Here is a 24,637-nt window from a genome sequence, read left to right as displayed (position 1 = left end):
TATGAACAGCATTGCACGCCTTGCCCTTCTTTCCCTGGCCGTAGGCCTGAGTGCGTGTACTGTTCATCAGCCCTCCGAACCCACCACGCCCCCTATCGAAACCCTGCCACCGGGGCCGAGCACCAAGCCGACCCCGCCCCCGAGCACGAAGCCGAGCAAGCCGGTGATCACCCCGGCACCCAAGCCGATGCCGCGCACCTCGGCAAGCTTTGCGCCGCCGCCCGGTGGCGCCAGCCACTGGGACCCGCGCCTGGGTGTGTATGTTCTCGAAGGCCAGACCAACACCTTCTATCGCCAGCGCACCTACTACCGCTGGAACAATGGCTGGAGCTGGTCGACCAACCTCAACGGCCCTTGGCAGGAAACCGACAGCAGCGGCGTGCCGGGTGGTCTGGGACGGGCTTTCGCGCAGTAACCGGAAGTCCGCATAATGCTCCCTCGCAAACAGCCGGGAGCATGGCATGACACAGACGGTACTGGTGCTGGTAGAAACGGTCGACGACTATCTGCCACTGTTGGAAGACAACGGCTTTCGCCTGATTCGCGCGCAGACTCCGGCCTTGCGCGCCGAAGCCATTGCACGCCATGGCAGTGAGATTGATGCGGTGCTGACCCGTGGGCCCCTGGGCCTGCATGCCGACGAGATCGCCGCATTGCCCGCCTTGAAAATCATCTGTGTGATCGGAGCAGGGTACGAGCAGGTCGACCTGGCCGCTGCGGCGGCGCGCGGCATTACGGTCACCAATGGTGCCGGCGCCAATGCCACGGCAGTCGCCGACCATGCCCTGGCCTTGCTGCTGGCGGTGGTGCGCGATATTCCCCGCGCCGATGCCTCGACCCGCCGGGGCGAATGGAACCGGGTCATCAGCCCCTCGGTCAGCGGCAAGCGCCTGGGCATCCTCGGCCTGGGCGCGGTGGGCATGGCCATCGCCAAGCGCGCGGCGCATGGGTTCGACATGCACGTCAGCTATCACAATCGCAACCCGCGCACCGATGTGCCCTACCACTATTGCGACAGCCCGCTGGCGCTGGCCCGGGCCTCGGATTTTCTGGTCATCGCCACGCCGGGTGGCGCCACTACCCATCAGTTGATCGACAAGCCGGTGCTTGCAGCGTTGGGCGCGGGCGGTTTTCTGGTGAACATCGCCAGGGCCAGCGTGGTGAATACCGCCGACATGGTCGAAGCCTTGCGCGATGGCGTGATCGCTGGCGCGGCGCTGGATGTGTTCGACGACGAGCCTGCAGTGCCCGATAGCCTGAAAGCTTTGCCCAGCACCGTACTCACGCCTCATGTGGCTGGCCAGTCGCCGGAGGCGGCGCGCGATACCGTGGCGCTGGTGCTCAAGAACCTGCAGGCCTTCTTTGCCGGTAAACCGGTACTGACCCCCGTCACCCTGTAGGAGCGGGCTTGGCCCGCGAGGCGATGTGGCTGTGGGCATGCTCTCGCGGGGCAAGCCGGCTGCTACAGGTCTAGACTTGCGGCTCACTTCCTTGCCAGGAGCCTTGATCATGTCTTTCGAAAAACACGGCAGTTGCCTGTGCGGCGCCGTCAAACTCAGCGTCAATGTAGAAAAAGCCAGCGTCGATGCCTGTCATTGCAGCATGTGCCGCAAGTGGGCGGGAGGGCCCTTGTTGTCGGTGCAGTGCTCGGAACCGGTCAAGTTCACCGCCGGGCAACCGGTGGTCTATGACTCCTCTGACTGGGCCCAGCGCTTGTTTTGCGGTCAGTGCGGCACGCACCTGCTGTACCGGCTCAAGTCCGGCGACTTCGATTCGGTGTCGGTGGGGGTGCTGGACGGAGACACCGACTGGGTATTCGATCTGCAGGTTTTTATCGACGAGAAGCCGAGCTATTACTGCTTTGCCAACGACACCAAGACCATGACCGCTGCCGAAGTCGAAGCCCTGTTCAATTGAGCCCCAGCAGCCAGCGCTGGAACACTTGCGCGGCGGGAGAGCAAGGGGCCTGTTTGTCGTGCACCAGGTAGTCGGCTTGACCTGTGTGCACGACAAATGCCGAAACCGGGTGGATATCGCCATTATCGATGCGTTCCCGGACCATGAACTCCCAGCCCAGTCCCACGCCCATCCCTTGCAGCACGGCCTCGAACACCAGGTTCACCTGGTTGAAGGTCACCGCATCGGCCGGGGCCTTGTAGCGCACGCCCTGGTGGCCGAACCAGTCCTGCCAGTCCAGGCAGTTCCAGGCTGATGCATCGAGTTGAATCAACGGCAATGCCTGCAGTTCGCTCAAGGAGCCGACGGCGGGCAGGCTGCGCTTGACGCTGGCGATGGGGTAGATGGTTTCGTCGAACAGCTTGTCGACATTGAGCGAGCTCCAACGGCCATGACCATAGAGAATGCCGAAATCGTAGTTGGCGATGTCGCTTTCGCTGATTTCGTTGCTGGCGTGAATATTCACCGTCAGCTCCGGGTGCTGGGCGTTGAAGCGCAGCAGTCGTGGAAACAGCCAGTACTGGGCGACCGCGTGGGTGCAGATGACGCTGACATTGCGGCTGCTGTGCCCGGTTTTCACGCGCAACACGTTGGCCAGCAGACTTTCCAGCATCGGCTCGACGATGGCGTTGAAGCTTTCGCCGGCAGAAGTCAGGGCAATGCCGCGGGCCCGACGCTCGAACAGCGCGGCGCCCAGGTGCACTTCGAGCACCTTGATCTGTTTGCTGACCGCGCTCTGGGTCAAGTAGAGCTCGCTGGCAGCACGGGTGAAACTGCCGGTGCGCACCACCGCCTCAAAGGCGATCAGCGTGTCGAGCGGGGGCAGGTGGCGGGCAAAGCGGCTCATGCTCAGGGTCCGTTCTGGGGAATGGCTGCATCATAGGATCGATGCTTTCAGTGCGAAAGGTATTCCCTGTTGGCATGGCTGCATGCCGAATGATCTTTTGTCGTGTTCCTGGCCGGACGGTAGCCTGCGCACTTCTTTGAACAGGAGCAGGCAGCGTGAAACAGGGTGTGGCCTATGCCGGTGTAGCCGGGGCGATGTGGGGGTTGGTGCTGATGGTGCCGCAGTTGCTACCGGAATTCAGTCCGGTGTTGCTCAGCTGCGCCCGGTTCGTGTTGTTCGGGCTGGTGACCCTGGTTCTGGCGATCCCAATGCGCAAGGCCCTGGGACGCCTGACCCTGGCTGACGTGTGGATACTCGGGCGCCTGGCCCTGGTCGGCAACCTGCTGTACTTCATCTGCCTGGTGGCGGCGATCCAGCGCCTGGGCGTGGCGCCGGCATCGCTGATCGTTGGCGTGCTGCCCCTGACCATCACGCTCTATGGTCGCCACGACAGCGGCGGGGTGGCGCTCAGGCAACTGTTCATGCCGCTGATGCTGATCCTCGCCGGCATGCTGTGCATCAACCTACAGACATTCGCCGTCGAGCAAGGGGCGCTGGAGGACAAGCTCGTCGGCGTGCTCTATGCCCTCGCGGCACTGGCCTGCTGGACCTGGTATGCCGTCAACAACAGCCGTTACCTCAAGCAGTGCGGGCATTTCGACAGCCACCAGTGGTCGGTGCTGTGCGGGGTGATGACCGGTGTGTTCAGCCTGGTGCTGGTGGCCTTTCTTGCCCTGTGGCAGCCCGCGCAGTTGCAGGTGCAGGCCTCGACCGAACGCTGGTGGCTGTTCTGGCTGTACAGCCTGGGTTGCGCGATTTTCGGTTCGTGGCTGGCGGCGCTGCTTTGGAACGCCGCGTCCAAGCGCATGCCGTTGACCCTGAGTGGCCAGTTGATCGTGTTCGAAACCCTGTTCGCCCTGCTGTACGCTTTCATCTGGCGGCAGAGCGGCCCGAGTCTGCTGGAGGCTGCCGCCATTGTCCTGGTGATCGGCGGTGTGTGCCTGTCGATGCGCCAGCACGGCCCAGGCAGCAGCGGGCTTGCCCCGCCAAACGATGTGACCGGAAGGATGCTGTCGCGCGGCCAGCCCGCTCCTGTGGTGCTTGCAAACACCGTTCATTCCTGCGAAAAGGCTGCCACGAAATAACGCGTCAACGAGGTAGACCATGAGCAGCGAACTGCAAATCATCGATATTCAGCTGGGCGAGGGCAAGGAAGCGGTCAAGGGCGCCCTGATTACCACCCAGTACACCGGCTGGCTCGAAGACGGCACTAAATTCGATTCCTCCTATGACCGCGGCAAAGCGTTCCAGTGCGTGATCGGTACGGGCCGGGTCATCAAGGGCTGGGACCAGGGTCTGATGGGCATGAAAGTCGGTGGCAGGCGCAAGCTGGTGGTGCCCTCGCACCTGGCCTACGGCGAGCGCAGCATGGGCGCGATCACCCCGCACTCGAACCTGACCTTCGAGATCGAGCTGCTGGAAGTCCTGACCCGCGACGATTGATGGTCGTCGGTCTTATTTGTGCAATATCAGCGCATTAAAGTCACTCGGGCTCAGGGTTGAGCACTCAAGGATCGAACCAATCGGGCTTATCGCACTCTCAGTTAGCCCGCTCCACGGATGGAACGACAGACAGGGATCACCCGCGGCCTCGGCCGCGGCGTGTCACAGGCGGGTCAGCCACATCCCTTTCGCCGTAAAGAGTCCGCTCCATGAAGTTGTCGATCCTGTTCAAGCGTCATCGCCACGCCTTGTGCTCCCTGGCCCTGCTCGGTGGTGTCACGCTGCTGGCCGTTGAAGCGGTCGAAAGCCGCGCCGAGCCTGTGGATGGCGTTCAGACACTGGTGTTCCTGCGCCATGCCGAAAAGCCTGGCGAAGGCTTGGGGCAACTCAACTGCCAGGGGCTCAACCGTGCCCTGGACCTGGCCACCGTGCTCCCGGAAAAATTCGGCAAGGCCGACTATGTGTTCGCCGCCAACCCTTCGCGTCATGTGGAAGAGGGCAGCAAGGACGACGCCTACAGCTACATCCGCCCCCTGATGACCATCAGCCCCAGCGCCATCAAGCTCGGGCTGCCCGTGAACATCGACTTCGGTGCCAACGACACCGCCGAGCTTGCCGACGAGCTGCTGCAAGACAAGTACCGTAACGCCACCGTCTACACCGCCTGGTCCCATGGCTACTTGCCGGAGCTGATCAATACCGTGGCCGGCAAGGCCGTGGGCGAAAAGCAGGTGATCACCGAAGACTGGGACGGCGGTGATTTCGACTCGCTCTATGTCCTGACCCTGACCTGGCACAACGGCAAGGCCAGCCTGCTCAGCCGCAACTACAAGCAAGGCCTGAACAACGGCGAGCAAAGTTGCCCGAGCTGATTGCCTGCGGGCTCAGGCGCCTTGCAAGGCAGGGACTCTGGCGATCTGCTCGCGAGCGCGCAGGCCAAACAGCTGCAGCAGGTCGTCCAGGGTGTGGGGATGGCTTTCGTTGCTGCGGGTCAATGCGTACAGCGTGATCGGCAGTGGCGGATCGAGCGGGCGCACCAGGGTGTGTTGCGACCCGAGGGCGGTGAACGGATCGATCAACGCCAGCCCCGCGCCTGACTCGACCATGGCCCGGGCCAGCGAGTAGGTCTGCACGCGAATGCCAATGCGCGGCGCCGGTTCAAGATTCTTCAGGTAGCTGCCTACCTGCGCCGCCAGCGGATCGCTGCTGCTCAAGCCGATCAGCGGCGCCCCGGCCAGGGCTTCGACCGACAGTGGCACGCCCTGGGTTTCTTCGGCCCAGTAGCCCTGCGGCGCCAGGGCCACCAGCACGCCATGGGCCAACGCCTGGGCGTTGAGGCCCGGGTGTTCCGGATGACGCAGCGTCAGGGCGACGTCGATCTCGCGCATCAGCAACTGTTGCACCAGCTCACGGCTGTGATAGCTGGACAGCTCGCATTCGGACTGCGGATGGCGTTCGGACCACAGGCTGATTACCGGTGGAAACAGCGACAGGGCCAGGGCCGGCGTCGCGCCGATACGCAAACTCATGCCCGGTTGGCGGCGCAGACTGGCAGCCAGGCGCCGGACCCCTTCGACACTGTCGCTGACCTTGTCCACTTCACGCTCCAGGGCCAAAGCTTCGGGCGTGATCTGCAATTTGCCCCGTACCCGCAAGAACAACGGGAATCCCAGCTGTGCCTCGGCATGCTGGAGAATCTTCGACACCGCAGGCTGGGTCACGTGCAGCAGTTGCGCCGCGCCGCTGACCGAGCCGGTCTGGCGAATGGCCTGGAACACTTCGATATGACGCAAACGCATGGCGGTACCCCATAACCTTTGTTTATGGCCTGCCCATCTTTATTCATTATCCGCCTGCTGTCACCGACCCTACTCTGAAAGCCTTCGGATTTGTGGATGCAAGCATATGGCACAGCGGGTAACAGTGATCGGCGGCGGCGTCATCGGCCTGGCAACGGCCTACGCCCTGGTGCGCGAAGGCATGGCGGTCGACCTGATCGAGGCGCGGGAAAGCCTGGCCGTTGGCACCAGCTACGCCAATGGCGGTCAGTTGTCCTATCGCTATGTGTCGCCATTGGCCGATGCCGGGGTACCGCTGCAGGCGCTGGGCTGGTTGTTGCGCAGCGACTCGCCGCTCAAGCTGCGTCCGCGCCTGGACCTGGCTCAGTGGCGTTGGATGGGGGCGTTCATGGCGGCCTGCCGGACGTCGGTCAATCGTAGCAACGCCGCCCATTTGTTGCGCCTTGCCCTGCACAGCCAGGCCACATTGGCACACTGGCGCGAAGACGACCGACTGGAGGGTTTCGCCTGGCGGCGCAATGGCAAGCTGGTGACCTTTCGCAACCCGGCCAGCTTCGCCCATGCCCGCCGCCACCTGCTCGATCCGCAGGGCCAGCAGGTGCTCGATGCCGCCGGTATCGCCGCGCTGGAGCCGGCCCTGGCCGATGCGCCCTTCATTGGCGGGGTGTACACCGCCGATGAAGAAGTCGCCGATTGTCATCGCTTTTGCCTGGCGTTGGCCGAGCGCCTGCAAGCGTCAGGGCAGTGCCGCCTGTTGTTGGGGCAGGGCGTTACCCGCATTCGTCATGCGGGTGGAGTGGTCCAGGCGCTGGAGCTGGCTGACCAGGTCATACCGGTGGAGCGCCTGGTGCTGTGTGCCGGGCACCGTAGCGCAAGCCTCGGCATCCCAGGCCTGCAGTTGCCGATCTACCCGCTCAAGGGCTACAGCCTGACCGCACCGATCGGGGTGGGGCAGCGGGCACCGGATGTGAGCATCACCGACTACGACCGCAAGATTGTCTATGCCCGCCTTGAAGACCAACTGCGGGTGGCGGCAATGGTCGACATCGTCGGCTTCGACGATTCCCTGGATCCTGCGCGATTGGCCAGCATGCGCCAATTGGCAGTTACCACCTTGCCCCATGCGGCGGACTATGCGCACGCCCGTGAGTGGGCCGGCATGCGACCGGCAACGCCCAGTGGCGTGCCCTTGCTGGGGGCCACCCGCTACCGCAACCTCTGGCTCAACCTGGGGCATGGCGCCCTCGGCTTTACCCTGGCGTGTGCCAGTGGCGCGCTACTGGCCGAACTGATCGGCGGCCGCGCGCCGTCGATCGACTTGCACGGGCTGTCCCCCCGGGCAGCCTGAACTTTAAAAAACAACAGTCGCAAGGAGTGTCCCGATGTCGATAACCCGTTTGCACAGTAACGAGCGCATGAGCGCCGCCGCCCTGTTCGGGCAACTGGTGTTCCTGTCCGGCCAGGTCCCCACCCAGGCCCGTGACATCCGTGAACAAACCCGGGAGGTGCTGGACAAGATCGATGCCTTGCTGGCCGAGGCGGGCAGTGACAAGCGCCAGTTGCTCAGCGCAACTGTCTACCTCAAGGATATTGCCAGCGACTTCGAGGCAATGAACGAGGTCTGGTCGGCCTGGCTCGCACCGGGCCATGCACCGACCCGCACCACCGTGCAGGCCGAACTGGCACGCCCGGGCGTGCGCGTGGAAATCACCGTCATTGCCGTGCGCGGCTAGGAGGTCGTCATGTTCAAACCTGCCCTGATTGCCCTGTCGCTGCTGTTTGCGCATTCGGCGCTGGCCGACACCCCACCCCTCACCGGTACCGTGCAGAAAATCGCCGATTCCGGCCGCATCACCCTGGGCTACCGCGATTCATCCATTCCTTTTTCTTATATCGGTGACCACAGCGGCAAGCCCATGGGCTACTCGGTCGACTTGGCCGGTGAAATCGTCAAGCACCTGCAGGCCAAGCTGGGCGTACCCGAGTTGAAAGTGCGCTACAACCTGGTGACCTCGCAGACCCGTATTCCGTTGGTGCAGAACGGCACCGTCGACCTGGAGTGCGGCACCACCGGCGTGACTGCCGAGCGAGCCAGGCAGGTGGACTTTTCCTATGGCTTCATCTTCGTCAAAGGCCAGTTGCTGACCAAAAAGGACAGTGGCATCGAGAGCCTGGATGACCTCAAGGGCAAGAACGTGGTGAGTACCGCGGGCACCACCAACGAGAAGTACCTGAAGAACTACAACCTGGAGCACAAGCTGGGCGCTTCGGTGATCAGTGCCAAGGATCACGGCGAGGCGTTCAAGATGCTGGAGACCGGGCGTGCGGCTGCGTTCTACATGGACGATGCCCTGCTCTACGGCGAACGGGCCAAGGCGCGCAACCCGCATGACTGGGTGGTGGTGGGGGAGGCACAGTCCCAGGAGATCTACAGCTGCATGGTGCGCAAGGGTGACACGCAGTTGCTGGCACTGGTCAACGAAGCGCTGGCCGACGTGTACCGCAGCGGCAAGATCAACGGCATCTACCAGCGCTGGTTCGAGCAACCGATCCCGCCGAACGGGCTGAACCTGGAGTTTCCGATGACCAGTGAGTTGAAGGGGCTGATTGCCAAGCCGTCGAGTGAGCCGGTAGGTGTAGTCTTGTCCCGCGATGCGATGTGACTGACGGTCGGTGATCGCGGGGTTAAGCCATTGGCGGCAACCGCCGCTTCACCGGCGTCTTTTTAACAGTGGGCCTGCGCCGGGTGAGATCGGCAACTGCGCAAGAAGTTGCGCACCAAAATGTAGATAACCCTGTGTATATATTGCTACAGGCCTTTTAAACCGTCATGTACAGACGAGTGCGCAAGAAGTTGCACACCACTGCGCAACTTCTTGCGCACTTTTACCGTGATTTTGATCGATTTTTAGCCAGATATTTATTGAAAACATCATAAGTAATTGATTTTTGTCTATTATTTTTATGGTGGTACAACCTTTGCCAGATGGAAAGTACCCGCAAGGCCATTTTGCCGTCTCGGGTACTTACTTTCAGCAAGGAGCTACCTCATGGCTACGCCCCCCGATTCGCTTGGCAACACCTATCAGACCCGCAAACTGGTCATGCTCTCGCAGCGTTGAACCACGAGGAGGATAGGCGATGGACACCCCCTACACGGTTCAATCCGGCGATACACTGAGCAAGATCGCCCAACGCCATGGCCTTACCGTGGCGGATCTTCAGGCGCTCAACCCGATTGTCAAAAATCCGGATCACATCCTGCCTGGCTGGCAACTGCGGCTTTCCGGTTTCCCGGCACAACTGGATCTGCCACCCCCCGTGAATGCCAATAGCATCACCAGCGTTGCCATCGAGGGGCAGCCCGAGTGCCACGAGGAGCTGGTGGACGTTGCCCACATCCCTGGCCACAGCCACTTCTACGTTCTGACCCACAAGCAGGCAAAAGCGCTGAAACAGGAAATCAGTGCGGTGCAAAAGCTGATGGACGAACTGCACCGCAACCTGGCCGATGCCTTGCCCAGCGCGCAGTGCAAGAAAAAACAGGCACCCGACGCCGTCTGCGCCTGTTCTGCCTGTGTCAAAGAGGCCTGGACGGTGAAGGCTGAAGGCGCGGATCTACTGGTGCGTGAGCCCCGCGCTACAGCGCCCGCAAGCCCACCGCCGAGCTCCGACCAAGACCTGCAAGGGCAATTGGCAACGCTACAAAGCGCCCGTGACTGGTATCAGGCCTACACGCCGCCGTGGAAACCCTCGTCGCTATTCGAAAGCAATTGGAAAAAACTGCAGAACAAAAAAATCCTCGAACTGGATAAACAGATCAACGCCCTGCGCGTGCAACTGGCCGCCCAGCGCCAGGACAAACCACAAGGCAGCCGCCCCCCTGACAGCGGCGCCATACCCGACCTCAAACATGGCAAGGGCCGCAGCGGCGCCCACCAACTGGGCCGGCAAACCCGAACCGGTATCAACGTGGTCGAAGTCATCCTGTTCAGCGACCCCAGCCGCCGTCACTACATCTCCACTCGCTACCACGAGACCACCCAGTGGCGTACCCGAGTCTCCACCCAGGTACTGGCCGGCAAGCCCTTGGGTAAATCCTTGGCCAGGGAGCTGATCAACGACATCAAGTCGGCGATCAGCACCACGCGCAAGGTTGGCCCGCTGGGCGGCCTGGAGGCCAAGCTCAGCAGTTGGAATAACGAGGACGACACTGAGTTCAGCCAGTGGCTCAACCCCGTGCTCAACGCCCTGCACCAGGAAGTCGCCTGGCGCTCGAACCACAGCGACGCCTCACGCGTTGCCGTCACCGCAGAAGCCCATGCCTTGCGCTTCGCCGCCATCGCCAGTGCCGGCGTGAACAGCTGGAACCCCAGGGAGGGCACCATCGATGTGGGCGTCAAAGGCAATGCGGCGTTCTCGCTGGCCGAAGCCAGTGTGGCGTTGCACAGCTACTTTCCCGACCAGGGTGGCTACGTCGCCAGCATGGTCTACCGCAACGCCCTGGACCAGGCAGTGACCCACCCCATTGGGGTCTTCCGCCTGCACGGCAAATTGGAGCTTTCCTGCTTTGCAGGTGTCAGGGCACAAGCTGAGGCAGGGGTTGCCACCGGCTACAGGCCCAGCGAAACCTCGGCCGGTGCGACCGCCTTGCTGGGCCCGCCGACAGTGGCCATCACCCCCCACGGCAGCGTTGGCGTCAAGGCGGATGGTTTTGCCGGCGCCCAACTGGGTGGCGCACTCAGTGGGGCGTTTCAATGGGTTGCGCCCGACGATCAAGGCAAAGGCCCCGCCGTGCTTGGGCAAAGCAATGCCGACGGCAACTGGAAGGATCTGGCGAGGATTAATCTGGAGGGGAATGCGGCGGCGGGGGTGGGGCTGGCGGGGGAGTTTAGGATTGAGATCTCGGAAGACCGGTTGGCGGTTACCTGCAGTGGTTCGGTGGTATTTGGCCCTGGGGCAGGCGGTAGTTTTGCTACGGTCGTAGATCTCGAGCAGGTCGGTAGGTTGGCGTGGTTGTTCTGTAATGCGTTGGCGGCGGTGGATTATCGGTATTTGATGGGAGTGACAGGGGATGCATTCGCCTACCTCAATTCAGGATTATATAAGATGGCAACTTCTCCTATTACGTTGGTCGCTGAGGGCTTCAAGGAGGGCCGAGCCGAAATGGCCGTTTGGTGGCAAAAACGTAACGCGACTAAATCGGAAGCCTATCATTTGGCCAAATATATCAACAATAATAAAAGTACTGAAACCATGGAGATCAGAGGCCAACATTTACCCTTTAGTGCACTGCCGCCCGAGACGCTGGGACCGATGGTCTATCTGTTAACCGAAGGGTTTGTCGAGAGTTTTAATGAGCAGCAAGAGCAAGCCCTGGTGGTCCTGCTGTCAGAAATCAAGACGTGGCGACAATTTATCAAAACGCTGGAGCACTGCTCACCCCATGGGAAAAAAGTGAACGCCCTGAAAAGCCTGGAGCGAATCAACGCCTTGTTGGACGGCTATGAGCAGAATCAGTTCAACTACTTTATTGAAGGCTTGGCAATGCACCAGACTTCGGCCCGCTCAACCCAGTTGGCGTGGAAAACCAGTCAGCCCTGGTACAAAGAAAAAACATTATTAGCCGCTCGTGGTAGTGGGCGTTTTGACGGCTTGGTGTGAGATGAGTAGTTAGCTATATGATAGCGGCGCCGCAAGGCGCCGCTATTGTTTATGGCATTTAGAGCGGTTTCTCCGATTGAACTGCACAACGAAAGCTTGTACCTGGAAAATACCCATTTCTTTCTGGATTATCCACCCAACGCCTCACGGTGCTGGCAGAAAGAACAGGGCCTTCACCAATATCAGCGCCACGGCGAATTCGCTGCGTACCCGTTTCTGGTCCGCGGGGGTTTTCGAGGGGAGAGTGGCGATAATAATCTTCACCATACCAATCATTGACCCAGTCGGTGGCATTGCCCGACAGGTTGTAAATGCCTAATGGGTTAGGAACAAACTTGTCTACTGGAAAGGTGCGACTCTCGTCGGGATGTGGAAAGTTGCGATCATAGTTCAAGCTGCCGTTATCGGTCGGAAACATCACATACCGGCCACGACTACGCGCGGCATACTCCCACTGCGCCTCGGTCGGCAGGTCCACAGGGTAACCACTGAGTTCCCCCAGCCAACCACAATAATCCTTGGCCTCCTGCCAGCGTTTAGTCGGGGCCGGCAGGTTGGGTTGATAGAGCCACTGTAAGTCTTCGCGCTTTCGATCTTCAAGATCAAATACGGGCTTGCCTTGAGCAATAAAAAATAAATCAAAATCACCCAGTTTTGTCTGGAACTTCGACAGGTGATAGCTGCTCAGCTTGACCGGGTGAACGAAATCATCATTGCCGCGAAAACTGATCCTCCCCATCTGATTCCGATCCACGCCACAAGGCCAGTCACATAAGTCGTACGGGTTGTCATCGAACGGCCAGCCAAAGTCGCCCATCTCGAACTCGCCTCCCTCCACGAACACCATATTGTCCAGTGACTGCACCACGGTATTGAGCAGTTTGCTCCGTGTTTCAGCGGACAGCTTCGGATATTTCTGGTCGATGGTTGCAGCAATCCGGGCGACTTTGTCTGGCGAGAGTTTCTGGCTTTGGGGAAGAGGCAACGATTGCGCCTGGCAGCCGGCAAGTAGAAAAATACAAAGCGGCAAGAGTGTCAGCCTTGGCATCAAGGAATGTCCTTATATGAAAAATTTGATAGCCGCAGTGTATCTGTTCACCCTTGCCGATTTTAAGGCTCAACAATAGTAATTTGTAATTTCGCTAAATTAGCGATAGTTCTTAGTGCAAAATAAGATATTTCCTACAGGGGTGCCCTAAAGGCCCAGCGGCATCGACGCTAATACATTGCAGTCACAGTGCCGTATTGAAGCGGTCTCTTCGATTGAACTGCGCAACAAAAGCTTGCTATGCCATTGGCGGTAACCGCCGCTTCACCGGCGTCTTTTTCACGATTGCGGTGTTGGTCTCGGCATGGCTGTTGAGCTTGTCGAGGACAGTGTCGAGTTCTTCCATCGACCGCACATGCAAGCGCGCGATAAAGCAGTCATCCCCGGTCACCTTGTCGCATTCGGTGAACTCGGGGATGGCCATGATCTGGCGCTCCACTTCCTGCAGCTGCCCTGGCAACGGCCGTACCCGGACGATGGCTTGCAGCTGGTAGCCAAAGCAGCGCGGGTCGATTTCGACCGTGTAGCCCTTGAGCACGCCACGTTCTTCCAGCCGGCGCAAGCGCTCGCTGACGCTGGGGGAAGACAGCCCGCTCAATTGTGCCAACGCTTTGAGCGAACGCCGGGAGTCTTCCATCAACGCCTTTATCAATACCTGGTCGATGTCGTCGGTCATTTCGGCCTCGTTAGGCAGATTGTGAAATTTGCCTTGATAGTAAAGGTAGATTCAAAGCTTAGCCTGTTTTATCCGCTGGAGACGCCCCCGGCGCATTGGTCATAATTTGCCCATCGTCGAGGAGGTGGGTATGGACAGTTCAATACGCCGTGGGTCGTTCGAGATGGTCGCCGCGATGCTGATTTCGGGGACCATTGGCTGGTTTGTGCTGGTGTCCGGGCAGCCGGTGCTGGATGTAGTGTTCTGGCGCTGCGTGTTCGGCGCCGGCACCTTGCTGTTGATCTGCCTGGCCATGGGCTTTCTCAAGCCGGGCATCCTGACCCGTGTCACCTTCACCTTGGCGGTGCTCAGCGGGGTGGCGATAGTAGGTAACTGGGTGTTGTTGTTCGCTTCGTATTCCCGCGCCTCGATTGCCATCGGCACGGCCGTCTACAACGTCCAGCCGTTCATGCTGGTGGGGCTGGCGGCGGTGTTCCTGGGCGAGAAGATCACGCTGCAGAAGCTGTTCTGGCTGGCGCTGTCGTTCCTCGGCATGCTGGCGATTGTCAGTGCCCACGGCAGTCAGGGCGGCAGTGGCAGTGATTATTTGCTGGGGATCGGCCTGGCCCTGGGCGCAGCGTTCCTGTACGCCGTGGCAGCGCTGATCATCAAGCGCCTGAGTGGTACGCCGCCGCACCTGATCGCGTTGATCCAGGTGTGCACCGGCATCTTGCTGCTGGCGCCCTGGGCCAATACTTCGGGCCTGCCCAGCGACGCCGGCGCGCTGGGTTCGCTGATCACGCTGGGGATCGTCCACACCGGGGTGATGTATGTGCTGCTCTACGGCGCGATCCAGAAACTGCCGACCGCCTTGACCGGAGCCTTGTCGTTCATCTACCCGATCGCGGCGATCTTCGTCGACTGGTTCGCCTTTGGCCATCGTCTTGAACCCCTGCAATGGCTGGGGGTGGGGGCGATCCTGCTGGCAGCGGCCGGGATGCAGCAGGGCTGGTGGTTCAAGCCAGCGGCCAAGGCGGTTGCGGTCAAGCCAGACTGAGTGCCGCGCGGTCGATCAGGGCAGCCACTTCGGCCGCCCTGGAGGCCAGTGAAGCATGGCTGGCGTTCAGGCTGAGCGTTTCTTGGGGCTTCATGCGCTCGGCCATGAATGCCTGGTTGTCCGGGTGAATCATCCGGTCGTGAGTCGAGAGCTGGTACCAGCAAGGCTTGTGCTTCCACGCCGGGTTGCTGATGGTATCGCCGAAGGTGCTGGCCAGCGGCGCCTTCTGGGTCACGCTCATGACCAGCCCTTCATCCTTGCTCAGGTCTTGGCAGAAGCTCTCGTGAAGTTTGTCGGGCTTGATCCACAGGTAGCCATCGGTGTCCGGTTGCAGGTTGGCCGCCGCTTCAGGCGGGTTCTTGCCGGTAATGCCGCCTGGGCTTTCGCCATCGTCGGGGGCGAAAGCGGCGATGTACACCAGGCCTGCGACGTTGGGCTGGTTGCCCATCTGGGTAATGACCGCACCGCCATAGGAGTGACCGACCAGCAGCACCTTGCCGGGAATGGACGCGACCATCTTGCGCGTGCGTTCGGCATCGTCGGCAAGCGAGGTGAGGGGCATTTCCACGGCGTGCAAGTCGTGGTACCCCAGGCGTGACAATTCGAGGATGACCTTGCTCCAGTGGGCGGCGCCGCCCCAGAAGCCGTGGACCAGAACAATGGAAGGTTTTTCGCTCATGATCGGTGTCCGTCACAAGTAATGGGAGTGGTAGTTTAGGCGCATTTTCCTGGCTGCGATGCCTGGCGAAGGTTCTGCCGGCAGCCGACGGGCAAGGTAGAATAGCCCGCTTTACGCCATTGAAACTGCCCATGACCTCTGTGATCGATACCCTCCAGCACCACCTGCTCGCCGCCCTCGACCCGGCGCCTGCAGAAACCCGCCGGCTGTTCCATGGCCGCGGCCGGTGCTGGCCGGGGCTCGAGCAGATCACCGTCGACTGGTTGCAGGGCGTGCTGTTGGTGTCGCTGTTTCGCGAACCGCCCGAGGGGCAGTTGCAGGCGCTGGAGCAGATGCTGCTGGCACTGGCCGAGGCGCCGTGCTGGACCGGACAGGCGATGCTGATCCAGCACCGCTACCTGCCCGACAGCCCGGGCCACTGGTTGCTGGGCACGCCCAGCGAGCACTGGCTGATCGACGAGGATGGCCTTCGCTACCAGCTGGACCTGGGGGTCAAGCAGAACACCGGCCTGTTCCTCGACATGCGCTATGGCCGGCGCTGGGTGCGCGAGCATGCGGCGGGCAAGCGGTTGCTGAACCTGTTTGCCTACACCTGCGGGTTTTCCGTTGCGGCGATTGCCGGTGGTGCCGAGCACGTGGTCAACCTGGACATGGCGCGTTCGGCCCTGAGCCGAGGCCGGGACAACCACCGGCATAACGCTCATGACCTGTCGCGCGTGAGCTTTCTCGGCCATGAGCTGTTCAAGTCGTGGGGCAAGGTGCGCAAAAGCGGGCCTTATGACCTGATCATCATCGACCCGCCGACCTTCCAGAAGGGCAGCTTCGTGTTGACCCAGGATTACCGCAAGATCCTGCGCCGTTTGCCGGAGCTGTTGAGTGAAGGGGGGACCGTGCTGGCGTGTGTGAACGATCCGGGCATCGGGCTTGAGTTCTTGCTTGATGGCATGGCCGAAGAAGCGCCGGCCCTGACGTTCGTGGAGCGCCTGGCCAACCCGCCGGAATTTGCGGACATCGATCCGGCGGGCGGGCTCAAGGCGATGGTGTTCGTAGGCGCGGGCTTGCCCCGCGATGCGATGTAGCATCCCTGGCACGATCGCGGGGCAAAAGCCGGCTTCTACCTGCGATGGCGCAAGCGTCGCCAGCCCAGCACCATACCGCTGACACTGATCACCAGCCCACCCACGCTGAGCGCCACCATCCAGGCATCCCAGAGCGGTCGCCGTTCCAGCAACGGCAACCAGTCCCAGCTGTGCAGCAATGCAAACAGCCAGCGCGATGCACGCTTGGGCTGGTCCATTACCCCCAGCAGTTCGCCGGTGTACAGGTCCAGGTGCAACCAGCTGTGCTGCGGGTCATCAAACCGTACCCGTACTACCGGCAAGCGTTTGTCCAGGTGGCCGAGCATGCTTTGTTCGGCCCGTGCGTAGTAGTAGAAGTCGTAGGCGTCGAGCTGTTCGCTGTGCATCCTGACCGTGGGCAGGACCGCCTGGGCAGCACGCTCCAGCACTTCCTTCGGGAGGCGATCGAGCACCTGTCCGTCGACCAGCAGCCGGGTCCGGCCGCCACGGTCATGGCCTACCAGGTATCCCGTACCACCAACCAATCGCCACTCCAGTTCCCGCACCACAAAGCCTTCATCGGCAAAACGTGCCAGCGCCTGCTGTGCAGACACCGGGAAGGCTTCGGCATCGAGCGCCCCGCCTTGATAGGCCGAGGTATTCAGGGGTGTATCGCTACTGAACACCCGCCACGGGTTCATCGACATCAGGCCGCTGAAGATCCAGGTGATCGCCAGTACCCCGAATAGCAGCCCACCGATATGGTGCCAGCGGGCGAAGCCCCGGTAGGGCGAGCGCGAGCCGCTGCGGTAGGGCCTGCGCATGCGCCAGCGCAGCACACCGATCACCGCGCCCAGCAGTGCCATGAGCGTGGCGCCCAGCGACAAGTAGATCACCAGGTTGCTCCACAGCCCGTCCAGGCCGATGCCGCGTAGCGGGTATAGCCAGTGCAGCCAGGCGCCGACCAGGTTCCAGCCACGCTCCACCGCGCTGGCATCGCGCACCACTTCGCCGGTGTGGCCGGAGACGTAGAGCAGGGTGCCATCGGCATCATTGAGCTGCACGCGCTGCAACGGACGGTCGGCATCCAGTGCCCGTGAATGCGTCCACAGGTCTTCATCCACCACTCCGCGATAGCGCGCGGTTGCCTGCGGATCATATTGATGCGCGCTGGCCAGCGCCTGGTCGCGACCGATTGGGCCAAGGCGCTGCCCGCTGCGGGCATCTACCGCCACGTTGGTACCGCCGCTGTAGCCGAGCAGGTAGCGCGGCGCACCTGCCACCGTGTTCAAGCGGATGCTCGACGGTGCCTGCTTCGGGTCGGCGGCAGCCAGGGCGCTGCGCAGGTTGATACAGCAACCCTGCAGGTTCAGCACCGGCAGGTGGGCCAGGTGCTCGCGGGGCGTCAGCTTGGGGTAGCCCACGTACAGCATGACCACGCCCGAGAAAAACCACAGGGCCATGAACAGGCACAGGCCGATGCCCAGCCAGCGGTGCCACAGGTACAGGTAGCGTTTCATCGAGGCCGTCCTAGAAGCGCGTCTGCACGGCCAGCTCCAGGGTACGCGGGGCACCCAGGTAGAGCATGCTGGCGCTGGTCCAGCGGGCGTAGACTTCATCGGTCAGGTTGCGCACCCGGGCGGTGATGCGGGTGTCGGCATCGAGCTTGTAGCCGACAAAGGCCCCGAAGATCGTGTACGACGGCGCATGACGGGTGTTGGCCGCATCGGCGTACACCGAGGACACATAGCGGCTGTCGCCACCCACCTGCCAGTTGGGGTCGATGTCGTAGGTCAACCACAGGTTGGCGACCCGCTCGGGGATGTTGGTCGGGGTATTGCCCTTGCGCGACACACTGGTGCCAGCGACGTTCTCATTGAACTCGTCGTACTGGGCATCGACGTAGGCGACGTTGCCCTCGGCCAGCAGCTGCGGGGTGACGTGCAGGGAAGCTGCCACCTCGACGCCCCGCGACGATTGCTTGCCTACCGGCTGGGTGAAACCGGGGTTGGCCGGGTCGGCGGTGGCCAGGTTCTTGCGCTCGATGTGGTAGGCGGCGACGGTGGCGGCGCCACGGCCGTCGAGAAAGTCGAACTTGCTGCCCACCTCGACCTGCTTGCCGGTGCTCAAGTCAAAGTCGCGCACCTGGGCGAAGGTGGCGGTGGTGAGGATACCGGCGGGCGGGTCGGCGGCGGTGCTGTACTGCACGTAGACATTGGCGGCCGGGGTCAGTTGGTAGACCAGGCCGACACGCCCGGTGGTGGGTTCGTAGGTCTGCTTGAAATCCAGCGGGTTGTTGGCATCGACGGTACGGTAGTTGTGCACCTCCAGGTCGATATGGTCGTAGCGAAGGCCGGTAAGCAGCGACAGGCGCTCGGTCAGTTGCAGGCGGTTTTCCACAAACGCTGCCCAGGTGTCCACGGTGTTCTGGCGGTTTTTCTGGTAGCCCGGGACCATGCCGTCGAGGTCATAGAAATGACCGGGGTCGAAGTGCGCAGGGTCGATGCTGTCGAACACTCCGGTGACCGAGCGCGGGTAGTTCATCTGCACGTTGTGGCTGTAGTCCAGCCCGGCGGACCACTGGCTGTTCATGCCCAATAGCTGGCCCTGGTGCAGCAGCTCGAAGCGGTTGCCGTTGAGCTCCTGGTCGTGGCGCTGCAGCAAGGCGTTGGAGCGGTTCACATGGCTGTTGTCGGCGGTGTAGGCGTAGGTTTCAAGGTTTCGGAAGTTGCGCTCGGTGTTGTAGTGGTAGAGGGTATTGCGCACCGAGGTGTCGTCGTTGAAACGGTACTCGGTGATCGAGCGCAGCCAGCGCACCCGTTGTTCGTAGCGGCCATCTTCGACGTTGTAGTTCTCGAAGCGCCGGCTTTCATCGACCTCCATTTCGCCACCCAGCGGGTTGAGCACCGGGCTGCCCCAGTAGGGGCTGTCGACGGACTCGTTCTGGTACTCCAGGGCCAGGGTATGGGAAAGCTGGTCGTTGATGTCGGTGAGCAGCGAGAACGCCACGCTCCAGGCATCGCGTTTCTCGCGATCGACGTAGCCATTGCTGTGGGTGTGGCTGAAGTCCAGGCGTGCGTAGTTGCGAATGCCGTCGCCCTCGTTCAGCGCATGGTTGAAGCCGAACGAGGTTTCGCTGCTGTCATAGGAGCCGTACTTGATGCGCCCCTCGTTGAAGTTTTCGTCGCGGCTGGCGAGCTTGGTGATGTAGTTGATCGAGCCGCCCACGGCACCGGCGCCGAACAGAAAGCTCGATGGCCCGCCGATGGCTTCGACTCGGTCGTAGATCCAGCTGTCTACCGGGCGTGCGGCAATCGAGTCGTACTGCACGCTGATGCCGTTGAACAGCTGGGTGATCTGCGCCCCGGAAAAGCCCCGGTAGGCCACCGAGCCTGCCGAGCCTGGCGGTGAGGCGGCGGTCATGCCGGGCACGCCGTTGAGCGCGTCCTGGGTAGTCTGGGCGCCGCGCTGTTCGAGCTGCTGGCGGTTGACGATGTTCACCGAGGCCGGGGTTTCCCGTGGGGTCAGGCCCAGGCGCGAGCCGGTTTGCGAAGGGGTGTCGAGCAGCACGCCGTCTTCGCTGTCGGCGCGGCCTTCGATGCGCACGTCAGGCAGGGTCAGTTGGGCCTCGGCCGAGGCGTTGAAGGACAGCGCGCAGAGCAGCGCCGCGCATCCGGAAAGGCGATAGGAGTAGGGCATGGGTCGAACTCTGGAAATTGAGCCAGCAGCCCGCGGCACCTGACAGTCAGGTGCGGCAACAGGGCCGGTTACAGGCAGCCATCGGGGCTGTCGGTCGGTTCAAGCCAGCAAGGGAGAGGCGCGGGGATTGGCGGCGGGCCAGCAATAGCGCGGTGGTGCCTTGCTGCGCAGCTCACGGTGATAACGGCGGGTTCGGGCGGCAGCCAGCAGCCAGCCGATGACCAGCACCAGGCCCAGGCAGACCACGGCGCCAGCGCATACCGGGCAGGTCTGCAGGCTGTCCCAGCCGGCGACCGACTGGTCGCCGAAGTCGCTCTTGAGCGTTGGCCCGGCGGTACCCATGGCCGAGCAGAAGGCGCCACCGATGCCGTTGAGCTTGAGGCCCATCATCTGCCCATGACCGATACCGCAGGCGAACAGATTGAACAGGACGCAGAAATACAGGGTCCAGGCAATCAGCGGGCGGTGGGCAAGGGTGGGTTTCATGGGCGCGACTTTATCACCGATGTCAGGGGGCTAGAAAGATCAATCAGGTCGGCCCTTCGGCCCGTCCGGGCGGGGCGGGGTAGTACTGGGCGAAGCTGACGTCATCGGTTTCGTCCACGCGCTTTTTCAGGCGCTCGTTGAAGGCCCGGTTGACTGCGTACTGGCCGCCGGAGCTGGTGCGGAACTGCGCGGTGAGGGTGATGCCGTTGAGGTTCATGCTGTCGACCCCGAACACCTGCAGCGGCCCTTGCAGGCTGTGGCGCAGCATGGGGTCTTCGCTGATCGAGTGGCCGACTTCGCGGATCAGCTTCAAGGCGCTGTCGACATTGGTGGCGTAGCTGAACTGCACCGAGAAAAACGCGTAGGCAAACTGTCGCGACTGGTTGGTGACGGCCTTGATCTGGCCGAACGGCACCGAGTGTACGAAGCCCTTGCCGTCGCGCAGGCGCAGGGTGCGGATGGTCAGGCTTTCCACCGTGCCGGCATGGCCGGAGTCGAGCACCACCCAGTCGCCGATGGCGATGGTGTCTTCGATGAGGATGAACAACCCGGTGATGACATCCTGCACCAGTTGCTGGGAGCCGAAGCCGATGGCCAGGCCCACCACCCCGGCACCGGCCAGCAGCGGGGCGACGTTGATACCCAGGTTGGCCATGGTGGTGATGGTGCAGATCACCACCAGGATGATCTTGATGGCGTTGCGCAGCATCGGCAGGATGGTTCGCACCCGGGTGCTGGGCTGGCGCGAGGCACGGCGGCCGACCGTGGGCTTGAGCGCTTCCTGGATGGCGGTGTCGATCACTACCCACAGCAGCCAGGTCACCAGCAGGATCAGGCCGATGCTGCTCAACGAGTCGCTGATGGCACGGCCCAGGCTGTTGCGCAGGGCGAAATCGAGTACCGAGAAGCCCCATATGCGCCCCAGCAGCTCGATGAAGGCCACGGCCATGGCAATGCGCAGCAGTGCATAGGCCAGGTTGCGCAGCAGTTCCTTGTAGGGCCGCAGGCGTTGCCGGGCGTCCGGTTCCTGGTGTTTGAACATGCGCTGCAGGACGGTGCTGAGAAACACCGTGCCGATCAGCAGGATCGAGGTCAGCAGGGCCTTTTGCAGGGCGCGCTGGCTTTCTTCGCCGGCGCCGACCAGGTGGATGGCCGAGACCAGGATCATCATCAGAATCGGCAGGAACCACAGCGCCGAGAAAATCCGCAGGGTTTCCTGGACCGCGCGATGCTCCAGGCGCTCGGGCAAGGCGCGGTTGCGGATCAGGTGGGCTACCGGACGGCGCAGCTTGAGCACCAGTACCGCGAACGCCAGGGTGGCCAGAAGGCCGGTGACGGCGGCGACGCTGCTGGTGATGTTGCCGCCCAGTTGCCGGGCGATCTGCGGGCTGGTGAGTGCGTCACTCCAGGCCGCCAGAAAGCCGATCAGAAACAGTGGGCGTGGCGCCAGGCGGCGAATGATGCGCACCGCCGCGCGCTTGTGCCCGGTGTCGAACAGGGTAATCAGGCAGAGAATGATCGAGGTTGAAAACGTACCGCTGCTGGTGGCATAGGCCAGGCTCATGCCCAGGGCGCGTCCGGCCGAGATGGCCAGGAAGTGGCTGACGTACAGGGTGACGATCAGGCTGGCCAGCGCAGGCAGGGTATAGGCCAGCAGGTACTTGACCACCTGGATGGGGCGCGGTCGGTCGCGCAGCAGGCGCGACTGGCTGCAGGTTCGCGCGAGCATGCGGCCCAGGTGGGTGAGCAGGACAAAGGCAATCAGCCAGGTGACGGTGAGTACCGCGAAATCGCGCCACAGTTCCAGTGAACTCAGCCCTGACGGCTTGCTGACAAGTTCGTCGACTTCATCGGCGGCGCGATCGGCGCGCAGGCGCCAGTTATCGATCAGGTGGTTGTCGACATCCAGTTCCTGGCTGACATCATCCAGGCCATCGGCAATCGCGCCGAGCAGGCCCCCCTGGACCACTGGTTCAGCGGGCTCTGTCGATTTGTCGGTCTTGGGCAAAAGCGGTGCGGCGATCGCCAGCTGGAGGCTCAGAAAGGCGCCGAGCAGCAGGGCGAGGAAAGATCGGATCACTGGGTACTCCTTGAGCCGTGGATGACGGAAAGGGTAGTCAATGAACCGATCGATGGAAAAGCAATCGCGGGGCAAGCCCGCTCCCATTGTGGAGCGGGCTTGCCCCGCGAAGAGGCCTTGATTACTGGCCTGTGTAGATCTGGTCGAACACACCGCCATCATTGAAGTGGGTCTTCTGCACGGTGCGCCAGTCACCGAAGGTCTTCTCTACCGAGAGGAAGTCGACTTTCGGGAAGCGGTCGGTGTATTTGGCCAGCACCGTTGCGTCACGCGGGCGCAGGTAGTTGTTGGCGGCGATTTCCTGGGCCTCTGGCGACCACAGGTACTTCAGGTAGGCCTCGGCAGTGGCGCGGGTGCCTTTCTTGTCCACCACTTTGTCGACCACGGTCACCGGTGGCTCGGCTTCGGCCGAGACGCTTGGGTAGATCACTTCGAACTGATCACGGCCGAATTCCCGGGCGATCATCTCGGCTTCGTTCTCGAAGGTCACCAGCACATCGCCAATCTGGTTGGTCATGAAGGTGGTGGTGGCGGCGCGGCCGCCGGTGTCGAGCACAGGCGCCTGCTTGAACAGCTTGCCGACAAAATCCTTGGCCTTGTTTTCGTCACCGCCGTTCTTCAGCACGTAGCCCCAGGCCGAGAGGTAGGTGTAGCGGCCATTACCCGAGGTCTTGGGGTTGGGCACGATGACCTGGACGCCGTCCTTGAGCAGGTCGGGCCAGTCTTTGAGGGCCTTGGGGTTGCCCTTGCGCACGATGAATACGGTGGCCGAGGTGAACGGCGCACTGTTGTTCGGCAGGCGGGTTACCCAGTTGTCGGGGACCAGCTTGCCGTTGTCGGCCAGGGCATTGATGTCGGTGGCCATGTTCATGGTGATGACGTCGGCCGGCAGGCCGTCGATGACCGAGCGCGCCTGCTTGCTCGAACCACCGAACGACATCTGCACAGTGAGCTTCTCTTTGTGCTCGGCTTCCCAGTGCTTCTGGAAGGCGGCGTTGTAGTCCTTGTAGAAGTCGCGCATCACATCGTAGGAGACGTTGAGCAGCGGCGGCGCTGCATGGGCCAGGTTGCTCAGGGCGAGGCCCGCGGCCAGAAGCGAGGCACTGAAGAGTTTTTTCACTGCGCATTCCTTGTTCGAATTGGCGTTTAAGGCATTTTGCCAGCGACTATAGCGGTTCGGCTTTAGGCGCTAAAAGATTAAAAAGTACTGTGCTTATTCCATTTTCTTAAACAATGCATTGCCACAACGGGAGCAGAAGGCCGCCCCATGTTCATGGTGGTTCTTGCGGCACACCGGGCAGTCGTGCTGCAGCTGTTCACCGCGCATGGCATTGGCCAGTTCGGCGGTGAAGATACCGGTGGGCACGGCGATGATCGAGTAACCAGTGATCATCACCAGCGACGATATCACCTGGCCCAGCGGCGTCCTGGGCACGATATCGCCAAAGCCCACGGTCGTCAGGGTGACGATGGCCCAGTAGATCCCCTTGGGAATACTGGTAAAGCCATGCTCGGGGCCTTCGACCACATACATCAAGGTGCCGAACACCGTCACCAGGGTCGATACGCTGACCAGGAAAACAATGATCTTTTGCTTGCTGCCCCTCAGTGCCGAGAGCAGGTAGTGCGCCTGCTTGAGGTAGGGGCTGAGTTTGAGCACGCGAAAGATGCGCAGCATCCGGATCACCCGGATGATCAACAGGTACTGGGCGTCGCTGTAGTACAGGGCGATGATCCCCGGCACGATTGCCAGCAGGTCGACCAGGCCATAAAAACTGAAGGCATAGCGCAAGGGTTTGGGCGAGCAGTACAGGCGCACCACATACTCGGCCAGGAAGATGGCGGTGAAGCCCCACTCGATACCGGCCAGCAAGCCGGCGTAGTTCTGGTGGACTTCATCGATGCTGTCGAGCACCACGGTGATCAGGCTGGCGAGGATGATCAGCAGCAGGATGCTGTCGAAGCGCCGGCCAGCGACAGTGTCGGTTTGAAACACAATGACGTAGAGCCGCTCACGCCAGCTCAAGGGGGTATCCATGCTCAGCTCCATTACACGATGGAGCTGAG

The 24,637-nt window shown here is 61.9% G+C and carries 23 protein-coding genes; 12 read left to right on the top strand and 11 right to left on the bottom strand.

Annotation, left to right across the window (positions count from 1 at the left end):
- Position 1 precedes the first annotated feature (1 nt).
- The 3 genes from NPS58_RS28665 to NPS58_RS28655 all read left to right on the top strand — a co-directional run bounded on the left by NPS58_RS28665 (position 2) and on the right by NPS58_RS28655 (position 1,917).
- Complete coding sequence (locus tag NPS58_RS28665; protein WP_274118555.1) at positions 2 to 415, top strand: hypothetical protein; 414 nt, start codon at positions 2 to 4, stop codon at positions 413 to 415.
- A 46-nt stretch (positions 416 to 461) separates the two neighbouring features.
- Complete coding sequence (locus NPS58_RS28660) at positions 462 to 1,400, top strand: 2-hydroxyacid dehydrogenase (RefSeq protein WP_274118554.1); 939 nt, start codon at positions 462 to 464, stop codon at positions 1,398 to 1,400.
- A gap of 109 nt (positions 1,401 to 1,509) precedes the next feature.
- The gene (locus NPS58_RS28655; RefSeq protein WP_274118553.1) at positions 1,510 to 1,917 is read left to right on the top strand and encodes a GFA family protein; all 408 of its coding nucleotides are present in this window, start codon (positions 1,510 to 1,512) and stop codon (positions 1,915 to 1,917) included.
- Here the strand turns inward: NPS58_RS28655 and NPS58_RS28650 are convergent.
- Positions 1,910 to 2,803, bottom strand: coding sequence for a LysR substrate-binding domain-containing protein (locus NPS58_RS28650; RefSeq protein ID WP_274118552.1), 894 nt, complete (start codon positions 2,801 to 2,803; stop codon positions 1,910 to 1,912). The genes NPS58_RS28655 and NPS58_RS28650 overlap by 8 nt on opposite strands.
- A gap of 155 nt (positions 2,804 to 2,958) precedes the next feature.
- Between NPS58_RS28650 and NPS58_RS28645 the strand changes: the two genes are divergently transcribed.
- The 3 genes from NPS58_RS28645 (at position 2,959) to NPS58_RS28635 (ending at position 5,217) form a co-directional block, all read left to right on the top strand.
- Complete coding sequence (locus tag NPS58_RS28645; protein WP_274118551.1) at positions 2,959 to 3,987, top strand: DMT family transporter; 1,029 nt, start codon at positions 2,959 to 2,961, stop codon at positions 3,985 to 3,987.
- Positions 3,988 to 4,006: 19 nt separating this feature from the next.
- Positions 4,007 to 4,345 (top strand): FKBP-type peptidyl-prolyl cis-trans isomerase, encoded by a 339-nt coding sequence (locus tag NPS58_RS28640; RefSeq protein WP_274118550.1) that lies wholly within the window; start codon positions 4,007 to 4,009, stop codon positions 4,343 to 4,345.
- A 209-nt stretch (positions 4,346 to 4,554) separates the two neighbouring features.
- Positions 4,555 to 5,217 (top strand): histidine phosphatase family protein, encoded by a 663-nt coding sequence (locus tag NPS58_RS28635; RefSeq protein WP_274118549.1) that lies wholly within the window; start codon positions 4,555 to 4,557, stop codon positions 5,215 to 5,217.
- Positions 5,218 to 5,229: 12 nt separating this feature from the next.
- Here the strand turns inward: NPS58_RS28635 and NPS58_RS28630 are convergent, their stop codons facing one another.
- Positions 5,230 to 6,144, bottom strand: coding sequence for a LysR family transcriptional regulator (locus tag NPS58_RS28630; protein WP_274118548.1), 915 nt, complete (start codon positions 6,142 to 6,144; stop codon positions 5,230 to 5,232).
- Between the two features lie 106 nt (positions 6,145 to 6,250).
- Here NPS58_RS28630 and NPS58_RS28625 point away from each other — a divergent pair, with 106 nt between their 5' ends.
- The 4 genes from NPS58_RS28625 to NPS58_RS28610 all read left to right on the top strand — a co-directional run bounded on the left by NPS58_RS28625 (position 6,251) and on the right by NPS58_RS28610 (position 11,808).
- Entirely contained in the window at positions 6,251 to 7,492 is a 1,242-nt protein-coding gene (locus NPS58_RS28625) for a D-amino acid dehydrogenase (RefSeq protein WP_274118547.1), read from the top strand.
- A 34-nt stretch (positions 7,493 to 7,526) separates the two neighbouring features.
- Positions 7,527 to 7,877, top strand: coding sequence for a RidA family protein (locus NPS58_RS28620; RefSeq protein ID WP_274118546.1), 351 nt, complete (start codon positions 7,527 to 7,529; stop codon positions 7,875 to 7,877).
- Between the two features lie 9 nt (positions 7,878 to 7,886).
- Entirely contained in the window at positions 7,887 to 8,807 is a 921-nt protein-coding gene (locus tag NPS58_RS28615) for a transporter substrate-binding domain-containing protein (protein WP_274118545.1), read from the top strand.
- 478 nt (positions 8,808 to 9,285) lie between these two features.
- Positions 9,286 to 11,808: a LysM peptidoglycan-binding domain-containing protein gene (locus NPS58_RS28610; RefSeq protein WP_274118544.1), complete on the top strand. Its 2,523-nt coding sequence runs from the start codon at positions 9,286 to 9,288 to the stop codon at positions 11,806 to 11,808.
- 58 nt (positions 11,809 to 11,866) lie between these two features.
- On the opposite strand, the gene NPS58_RS28605 is transcribed toward NPS58_RS28610, so the two are convergent.
- Together NPS58_RS28605 and NPS58_RS28600 are read right to left on the bottom strand one after the other, a co-directional pair.
- Positions 11,867 to 12,856 carry a formylglycine-generating enzyme family protein gene (locus tag NPS58_RS28605; RefSeq protein WP_274118543.1) on the bottom strand — a complete coding sequence of 330 codons (990 nt, stop codon included), beginning with the start codon at positions 12,854 to 12,856 and terminating at the stop codon, positions 11,867 to 11,869.
- 238 nt (positions 12,857 to 13,094) lie between these two features.
- Entirely contained in the window at positions 13,095 to 13,532 is a 438-nt protein-coding gene (locus NPS58_RS28600; RefSeq protein WP_028945443.1) for an Lrp/AsnC family transcriptional regulator, read from the bottom strand.
- Between the two features lie 130 nt (positions 13,533 to 13,662).
- Here NPS58_RS28600 and NPS58_RS28595 point away from each other — a divergent pair, with 130 nt between their 5' ends.
- A complete protein-coding gene (locus NPS58_RS28595; protein ID WP_274118542.1) occupies positions 13,663 to 14,568 on the top strand; it encodes a DMT family transporter in 906 nt (301 codons plus the stop codon).
- Here the strand turns inward: NPS58_RS28595 and NPS58_RS28590 are convergent.
- A complete protein-coding gene (locus tag NPS58_RS28590) occupies positions 14,555 to 15,247 on the bottom strand; it encodes an alpha/beta hydrolase (RefSeq protein ID WP_274118541.1) in 693 nt (230 codons plus the stop codon). The genes NPS58_RS28595 and NPS58_RS28590 overlap by 14 nt on opposite strands.
- Before the next feature lie 131 nt (positions 15,248 to 15,378).
- On the opposite strand from NPS58_RS28590, the gene NPS58_RS28585 reads away from it, so the two are divergent.
- The gene (locus tag NPS58_RS28585) at positions 15,379 to 16,326 is read left to right on the top strand and encodes a class I SAM-dependent methyltransferase (RefSeq protein ID WP_274118540.1); all 948 of its coding nucleotides are present in this window, start codon (positions 15,379 to 15,381) and stop codon (positions 16,324 to 16,326) included.
- Positions 16,327 to 16,361: 35 nt separating this feature from the next.
- Here the strand turns inward: NPS58_RS28585 and NPS58_RS28580 are convergent, their stop codons facing one another.
- The 6 genes from NPS58_RS28580 to NPS58_RS28555 all read right to left on the bottom strand — a co-directional run bounded on the left by NPS58_RS28580 (position 16,362) and on the right by NPS58_RS28555 (position 24,608).
- Positions 16,362 to 17,825, bottom strand: coding sequence for a PepSY domain-containing protein (locus NPS58_RS28580; RefSeq protein WP_274118539.1), 1,464 nt, complete (start codon positions 17,823 to 17,825; stop codon positions 16,362 to 16,364).
- A 10-nt stretch (positions 17,826 to 17,835) separates the two neighbouring features.
- Complete coding sequence (locus NPS58_RS28575) at positions 17,836 to 20,004, bottom strand: TonB-dependent receptor (RefSeq protein ID WP_274118538.1); 2,169 nt, start codon at positions 20,002 to 20,004, stop codon at positions 17,836 to 17,838.
- 99 nt (positions 20,005 to 20,103) lie between these two features.
- Positions 20,104 to 20,490, bottom strand: coding sequence for a DUF2946 domain-containing protein (locus NPS58_RS28570; protein WP_274118537.1), 387 nt, complete (start codon positions 20,488 to 20,490; stop codon positions 20,104 to 20,106).
- Positions 20,491 to 20,533: 43 nt separating this feature from the next.
- On the bottom strand, positions 20,534 to 22,570 hold the full coding sequence (locus NPS58_RS28565) for a mechanosensitive ion channel family protein (protein WP_425313164.1): 2,037 nt from the start codon (positions 22,568 to 22,570) through the stop codon (positions 20,534 to 20,536).
- A gap of 121 nt (positions 22,571 to 22,691) precedes the next feature.
- Positions 22,692 to 23,690 carry a sulfate ABC transporter substrate-binding protein gene (locus NPS58_RS28560; protein WP_028945434.1) on the bottom strand — a complete coding sequence of 333 codons (999 nt, stop codon included), beginning with the start codon at positions 23,688 to 23,690 and terminating at the stop codon, positions 22,692 to 22,694.
- A 93-nt stretch (positions 23,691 to 23,783) separates the two neighbouring features.
- Positions 23,784 to 24,608 carry an ion transporter gene (locus NPS58_RS28555; protein WP_274118536.1) on the bottom strand — a complete coding sequence of 275 codons (825 nt, stop codon included), beginning with the start codon at positions 24,606 to 24,608 and terminating at the stop codon, positions 23,784 to 23,786.
- Positions 24,609 to 24,637 lie beyond the last annotated feature (29 nt).

It is taken from the genome of Pseudomonas putida, assembly GCF_028682455.1.
GTDB lineage: Bacteria > Pseudomonadota > Gammaproteobacteria > Pseudomonadales > Pseudomonadaceae > Aquipseudomonas > Aquipseudomonas putida_AA.
Note: the sequence above shows the minus strand (reverse complement) of the source record. Positions and strands in the feature narration are given on the sequence as shown.

Excerpts from the sequence above, each read along its gene's own strand:
- NPS58_RS28665 (WP_274118555.1), top strand. The coding sequence starts at position 2 with ATGAACAGCATTGCACGCCTTGCCCTTCTTTCCCTGGCCGTAGGCCTG.
- NPS58_RS28660 (WP_274118554.1), top strand. The coding sequence starts at position 462 with ATGACACAGACGGTACTGGTGCTGGTAGAAACGGTCGACGACTATCTG.
- NPS58_RS28655 (WP_274118553.1), top strand. The coding sequence starts at position 1,510 with ATGTCTTTCGAAAAACACGGCAGTTGCCTGTGCGGCGCCGTCAAACTC.
- NPS58_RS28650 (WP_274118552.1), bottom strand. The coding sequence starts at position 2,803 with ATGAGCCGCTTTGCCCGCCACCTGCCCCCGCTCGACACGCTGATCGCC.
- NPS58_RS28640 (WP_274118550.1), top strand. The coding sequence starts at position 4,007 with ATGAGCAGCGAACTGCAAATCATCGATATTCAGCTGGGCGAGGGCAAG.
- NPS58_RS28635 (WP_274118549.1), top strand. The coding sequence starts at position 4,555 with ATGAAGTTGTCGATCCTGTTCAAGCGTCATCGCCACGCCTTGTGCTCC.
- NPS58_RS28630 (WP_274118548.1), bottom strand. The coding sequence starts at position 6,144 with ATGCGTTTGCGTCATATCGAAGTGTTCCAGGCCATTCGCCAGACCGGC.
- NPS58_RS28625 (WP_274118547.1), top strand. The coding sequence starts at position 6,251 with ATGGCACAGCGGGTAACAGTGATCGGCGGCGGCGTCATCGGCCTGGCA.
- NPS58_RS28620 (WP_274118546.1), top strand. The coding sequence starts at position 7,527 with ATGTCGATAACCCGTTTGCACAGTAACGAGCGCATGAGCGCCGCCGCC.
- NPS58_RS28615 (WP_274118545.1), top strand. The coding sequence starts at position 7,887 with ATGTTCAAACCTGCCCTGATTGCCCTGTCGCTGCTGTTTGCGCATTCG.
- NPS58_RS28610 (WP_274118544.1), top strand. The coding sequence starts at position 9,286 with ATGGACACCCCCTACACGGTTCAATCCGGCGATACACTGAGCAAGATC.
- NPS58_RS28605 (WP_274118543.1), bottom strand. The coding sequence starts at position 12,856 with ATGCCAAGGCTGACACTCTTGCCGCTTTGTATTTTTCTACTTGCCGGC.
- NPS58_RS28600 (WP_028945443.1), bottom strand. The coding sequence starts at position 13,532 with ATGACCGACGACATCGACCAGGTATTGATAAAGGCGTTGATGGAAGAC.
- NPS58_RS28595 (WP_274118542.1), top strand. The coding sequence starts at position 13,663 with ATGGACAGTTCAATACGCCGTGGGTCGTTCGAGATGGTCGCCGCGATG.
- NPS58_RS28590 (WP_274118541.1), bottom strand. The coding sequence starts at position 15,247 with ATGAGCGAAAAACCTTCCATTGTTCTGGTCCACGGCTTCTGGGGCGGC.
- NPS58_RS28585 (WP_274118540.1), top strand. The coding sequence starts at position 15,379 with ATGACCTCTGTGATCGATACCCTCCAGCACCACCTGCTCGCCGCCCTC.
- NPS58_RS28580 (WP_274118539.1), bottom strand. The coding sequence starts at position 17,825 with ATGAAACGCTACCTGTACCTGTGGCACCGCTGGCTGGGCATCGGCCTG.
- NPS58_RS28575 (WP_274118538.1), bottom strand. The coding sequence starts at position 20,004 with ATGCCCTACTCCTATCGCCTTTCCGGATGCGCGGCGCTGCTCTGCGCG.
- NPS58_RS28570 (WP_274118537.1), bottom strand. The coding sequence starts at position 20,490 with ATGAAACCCACCCTTGCCCACCGCCCGCTGATTGCCTGGACCCTGTAT.
- NPS58_RS28555 (WP_274118536.1), bottom strand. The coding sequence starts at position 24,608 with ATGGATACCCCCTTGAGCTGGCGTGAGCGGCTCTACGTCATTGTGTTT.